Source organism: Spirulina sp. CCY15215 (genome assembly GCF_016888125.1).
GTDB lineage: Bacteria > Cyanobacteriota > Cyanobacteriia > Cyanobacteriales > Spirulinaceae > CCY15215.
Window position 1 is genome coordinate 1 of record NZ_JACSWA010000204.1, and the last position, 5,482, is coordinate 5,482.

The following is a 5,482-nucleotide window of genomic DNA, read 5'->3' on the forward strand; positions in this document are numbered from 1 at the left end:
CTTGACCCCTATAGGATCGGGGTGCTACAATCTAGTCACGGTGCGGGTTCTAGATCGGCACTCTTTCGGCTTCTTTGGAAGTCAAACGTATGGAAACTTTCCATCACTCTGGAAAGAAATCTTGGCAATCAGGTCTTTCGGCTTCTTTGGAAGTCAAACGTATGGAAACAATCCGAGCTGCTCGATTTGCATCTTATATGCAGCTTTCGGCTTCTTTGGAAGTCAAACGTATGGAAACTAACCCAGCGTAGCCAAGTCCCATCAACGAGTTTACTTTCGGCTTCTTTGGAAGTCAAACGTATGGAAACAGTTTCCTGGATTTTCGTTCCAGGCCTCAATGGCCGCTTTCGGCTTCTTTGGAAGTCAAACGTATGGAAACTTTTTCGTACCGGTGACCCCCCTCATTTAAAGCTTTCGGCTTCTTTGGAAGTCAAACGTATGGAAACCTGAACCTGAATTTGTTCCCGGGTCGGAACGCTTGAACCTTTCGGCTTCTTTGGAAGTCAAACGTATGGAAACGTGAAGCCGAGGCTCGAGAGCTCCGGGCGCATTCTTTCGGCTTCTTTGGAAGTCAAACGTATGGAAACTGTTACGGTTGCGCTAGTTGGCACAATCGTGCTCTTTCGGCTTCTTTGGAAGTCAAACGTATGGAAACCTTCAATTCTATACTTAACCGGATTTTCCGGCATACCTTTCGGCTTCTTTGGAAGTCAAACGTATGGAAACCTGCGGCGTAAACGTTCAGCAAGGAAGGCATCACGATGCTTTCGGCTTCTTTGGAAGTCAAACGTATGGAAACTTTATTTCTCCATTTTGTTGTTCAATGACCATTTTCTTTCGGCTTCTTTGGAAGTCAAACGTATGGAAACTTGTAGCTACGTACTTCCCCGTGAGCATCGACTTTCGGCTTCTTTGGAAGTCAAACGTATGGAAACCGGAGGGTTTGGGTTTGGGTTTGGGTTTGTCGCTTTCGGCTTCTTTGGAAGTCAAACGTATGGAAACTCGGCGGCGTAGACGTTCAAAAGGGACGGCATGATCGTCTTTCGGCTTCTTTGGAAGTCAAACGTATGGAAACATTAGACTCACCATCGTAGCGGGTGCCAACGGTACCCCGATCAGCTTTCGGCTTCTTTGGAAGTCAAACGTATGGAAACGAGCCGAATGTCGGACATGGTGTCCTCAATCAAGCTACTTTCGGCTTCTTTGGAAGTCAAACGTATGGAAACATACCGAGAGCAACGAGAGCGAGACCAGTTTTTTGACTTTCGGCTTCTTTGGAAGTCAAACGTATGGAAACGTTGGGTGGGCATTACTCCCCCCGTCACGGTTGCCGCTTTCGGCTTCTTTGGAAGTCAAACGTATGGAAACTCGAACCCTGAAGGCATAGGCGTTGTAGAAATAAGAACTTTCGGCTTCTTTGGAAGTCAAACGTATGGAAACTGGTGGTGGCACCGGTGGTGGCAAGGATAACTCTTTCGGCTTCTTTGGAAGTCAAACGTATGGAAACTTGACAGAACCAACGGCAACCTGTGCGGAGACCGGAACTTTCGGCTTCTTTGGAAGTCAAACGTATGGAAACTTGGGCAGAAGGGGTTGTACCTTCAGCTTGAACGCTTCTTTCGGCTTCTTTGGAAGTCAAACGTATGGAAACGAAAATTACGGAGCTGGAGCTGGGGATTGGGCAGAAACTTTCGGCTTCTTTGGAAGTCAAACGTATGGAAACGAGAATCGGAGTCGCAACTTGTCCTGCAAAGACTTTCGGCTTCTTTGGAAGTCAAACGTATGGAAACCTGAGCTGCAGGAGCAGCAAGACCGAGACCGGCAATACTTTCGGCTTCTTTGGAAGTCAAACGTATGGAAACCTGAGCTCCGGCCGGGGGTGCCCCGGCCGGCTTTCGGCTTCTTTGGAAGTCAAACGTATGGAAACCTCGACGGCACCAGCGTGGGTCTGATCCGAAACAACCCTTTCGGCTTCTTTGGAAGTCAAACGTATGGAAACCGGTGCCAGCGGATTGAGTATTAGACGAAGCACCTTTCGGCTTCTTTGGAAGTCAAACGTATGGAAACCGGATTCGGCAGAGCCTGTAACAACAGTCCTGTTTCTTTCGGCTTCTTTGGAAGTCAAACGTATGGAAACCATAACCTCACTATTTTGGCATTGGTCACCCACCCCTTTCGGCTTCTTTGGAAGTCAAACGTATGGAAACCAGTAAAGGTGATCCCATCCACAACAAGACTCGCACTTTCGGCTTCTTTGGAAGTCAAACGTATGGAAACTCATTATATTGAGGACAGGCGTCGAAATCAAGGCCTTTCGGCTTCTTTGGAAGTCAAACGTATGGAAACTAGTATTCGTGTTATTCTGCATGCTGCTGAAAACTTTCGGCTTCTTTGGAAGTCAAACGTATGGAAACGGGAGTTGTAAATGAACTTACCATCGATACCATCTTTCGGCTTCTTTGGAAGTCAAACGTATGGAAACCCTAATTGTTCCCACATCGGGGAGTTGTAAATGCTTTCGGCTTCTTTGGAAGTCAAACGTATGGAAACCCTTTAATTAAGGTCACCATGTAACTGTTTGGGGCCATAACTTTCGGCTTCTTTGGAAGTCAAACGTATGGAAACAACTGAACCGGATTATAATCCGGTCGGAGGAAGTCTTTCGGCTTCTTTGGAAGTCAAACGTATGGAAACTTGATTGGGATTCGGTAAGAGCCGAATCTTTTTTCTTTCGACTTCTTTAACTACCTAGTATTTGTTGTCGAAGTTCTTGACATTCATCTGCTAGAGAAATGTCTAACTTTTTAGCTAAAACATAGGCACAATCGCAATAGTTTAGAGCAGATTCATTGTCATTTAATCGCCAATAAAGTACCGATAAATCCGCAAGGGTTTGAGCCTCTTCACTGCGGCTTTCAACCTCTTGGAAAATTTGGAGTGCCAGTTGTAATTTCTCCAACGCCCGAGATAATTGAGACTGCTCTAGCAACGCCACACCCAACGAATGAAGTGCAGCACCTTCTCCTCTGCGATCGCCAATTTGTTGTGAAAGTGCTAAATGTTTTTGAGCATAATGAGCAGAGAGATCGTAATCTTCTAATGTCTCGTAAAGATCGGCTAAATTCCCCATAGCATAGGCTTCCTCACGCAAATCTCCGATTTCACGAGCGATGGTAATTTGTTTTTCGTGAACCTCAAGAGCCTGTTGAAAATCCCCCGTAGCACAATAAATCATGCCTAACAAGTTTAAGGCTTCAGCTTCACCGGAAGAATGTCCGATTTCTCGAGCAAGTGTTAATCCTTGTTGACCCAATGTGAGTCCTCGTTCATAATCTTCTAAAATGTAATAGTCTCTTCCTAAACTGATTAAAGTTGTTGCTTCGCCTTGGCGATCGCCTAAGATGCGGAATAAGCTCAGACTCTGCTCATTACAATCTAGTGACTCTTTATTTCGATCTAAGTTATAATAACTCATAGCTAGATTTGATAAGATTCTAGCTTTGAGAACAAGATACTCCGTTTTTAAATCGCAAAGTTTGATGTCTTGATTGAGAGCTTCTTGATAGTATGCAGCAGATTCGCGATACTTCCCTTGATAGTTAAGAACCAGTCCAAGGCACAATAAACAGGTGATTTGCATCTCTGAATCATTAATGGTGTGGGATAAATCCAGTCCTTGTTGGTAGACTTTCCAAGCCTTTTCATAATCGCCGAGGTCGATATATCCATCCCCCATTACGATTAGACATTCTAAATCAACTTGAGGTGAAATTTTGTTTAATAATTGTTCGCCAAGAGAAATTTCTTTTTCATAATATCCCCAAATATCCAACTGTAATGTTAAGTGATTGTCATCAAAACTTTCCAGAGGCAAAAACATAATTTTATAAGCTAAATCCCAATCGCTGACGGCACAGAGATGATGAAACGATTCGAGATATCGTGTCACTTTATCGAGATTTTGAGCATTAGCATGGGGTTGATTTTCAGCCGTCAAAAAATAGTGAACTGCCGTGTAGCTGGCAAGATGTTCAAAAGGGATATCATCTAATTTTACCCCTAACGCTTGAAATAATAATTCACCCGATGCTTTCCAATTTTTTATCATGCTCATAAAATTTTAATTCGGTTGATTTAGCGTAATTCTGCCTTTTCAATTTCCTTCCAAAGAGAGCGCAAAGAACCGTAGCGATCGCGTAGTAAATTGATATAATTCAGCCACGTTTGTTCGTCACAAATTGCTTTGTACTCTTGAAGATAACGTGCAGCTTGACGATAATAACGACGATGGCGCTTGTTAATTTCCTTCTCGATGGCGGCAGGGTAATCGGAAAGAGCAATAGTTTTCTTATGGGTGAACGCTGTCTTTTTCTCCAACAACTTGAATATCGCATTATGGGTCTGGCGATCGTCCAAGTTTGCTACAACGTCTTCTAATTGTTCTGAGTCGATCGCCAACAATACAGCCTCGACCCCATAAGCATATTCGCCACCATCAATATTTCTTCGGTAGGCTTCAATCAGCGCACCGATCCAGAGTTGTTGCAGCGTTTTTGGAATGTTTGAATTGACCAAACACTCTCGTAAACTCGTTACCAAAACTGATGACAGAGCGCACAATTCACCGTTATAGTCTAATGATTCGCGTTCCGCATCGTAGCTTTGTGTGAGTTCCGACAGCAGCAAACAGTACAGCGACCCAGCATCAAGAATATTACCCGCATCAAAGTAGCGCCGTGCCAGTTCGATAAACGGCTGCAATGCCTCGACAATAGCGCGGGCGGTGGGTAATTCGAGAGTAGCGTTGATGCGAGGGAGTAGCGGTGCGACCCCGGCGAGGTTTCCTCGCCTAGGGAACGCGCACCAAGACAGGGAATTGGGAGTAGGGAGTAGGGAGTCGTTGATGAGCGAAAGCAACATGGGTTCTTGCGTTACCATTGCCTCCACGAGTTCGATCAGTTCGACTTTGCTGCGTTTGGCTAAAGTCTCTTGCAGCGTCGGCACGTTCTGAAATGCTTCGGGTTCTTTGCACCACGTTAATAACAACGCCACGCCGTGCTTGCAGAGTCCGCCGTAGCGGTAAGGACAACTGCATTGCGCGTTGGAGATTTCGTTTTCATCGAAAGCAATGGTTACATGGTACAGTGCCGTGCCGATGCAGAATGCCGAGAGAACGTTGCCTTGCCGCGTCGGTTGCAGGATGGCATGGCGTTGGTAATAATCTTGTCCTCGGTCGTAGCTGTTGGGCGTGGCGAGGCGTTGAATCTGAGTTTCGCTTAATGAGAACATTTGTTATATTGGAGGAGATGCGATCGCGTTCAAAGTCTTATGCCTGCTAAAGATGTTTATCATCAACCCGTCAAAAATGCGCTGATTCGAGATGGCTGGAGACGTAATAATTAACGAAAAAGCTCAAAATATCTGGTAAAATATGATAATATATCACCAGAAAGTTTTCAGTAGGTATGAAACGCTATGTCTC

2 protein-coding genes and 1 CRISPR repeat array are annotated in these 5,482 nt (G+C 45.0%); both genes read right to left on the reverse strand.

The window, feature by feature from the left end; translation table 11 throughout:
* The first annotated feature begins 62 nt into the window (after positions 1-62).
* Positions 63-2,694: direct repeats of the CRISPR family, unit length 35 nt; unit sequence CTTTCGGCTTCTTTGGAAGTCAAACGTATGGAAAC.
* A gap of 46 nt (positions 2,695-2,740) precedes the next feature.
* Complete coding sequence (locus JUI58_RS01170; RefSeq protein WP_204101911.1) at positions 2,741-4,114, reverse strand: tetratricopeptide repeat protein; 1,374 nt, start codon at positions 4,112-4,114, stop codon at positions 2,741-2,743.
* 20 nt (positions 4,115-4,134) lie between these two features.
* Complete coding sequence (locus JUI58_RS01175; RefSeq protein WP_204101912.1) at positions 4,135-5,289, reverse strand: SWIM zinc finger family protein; 1,155 nt, start codon at positions 5,287-5,289, stop codon at positions 4,135-4,137.
* Positions 5,290-5,482 lie beyond the last annotated feature (193 nt).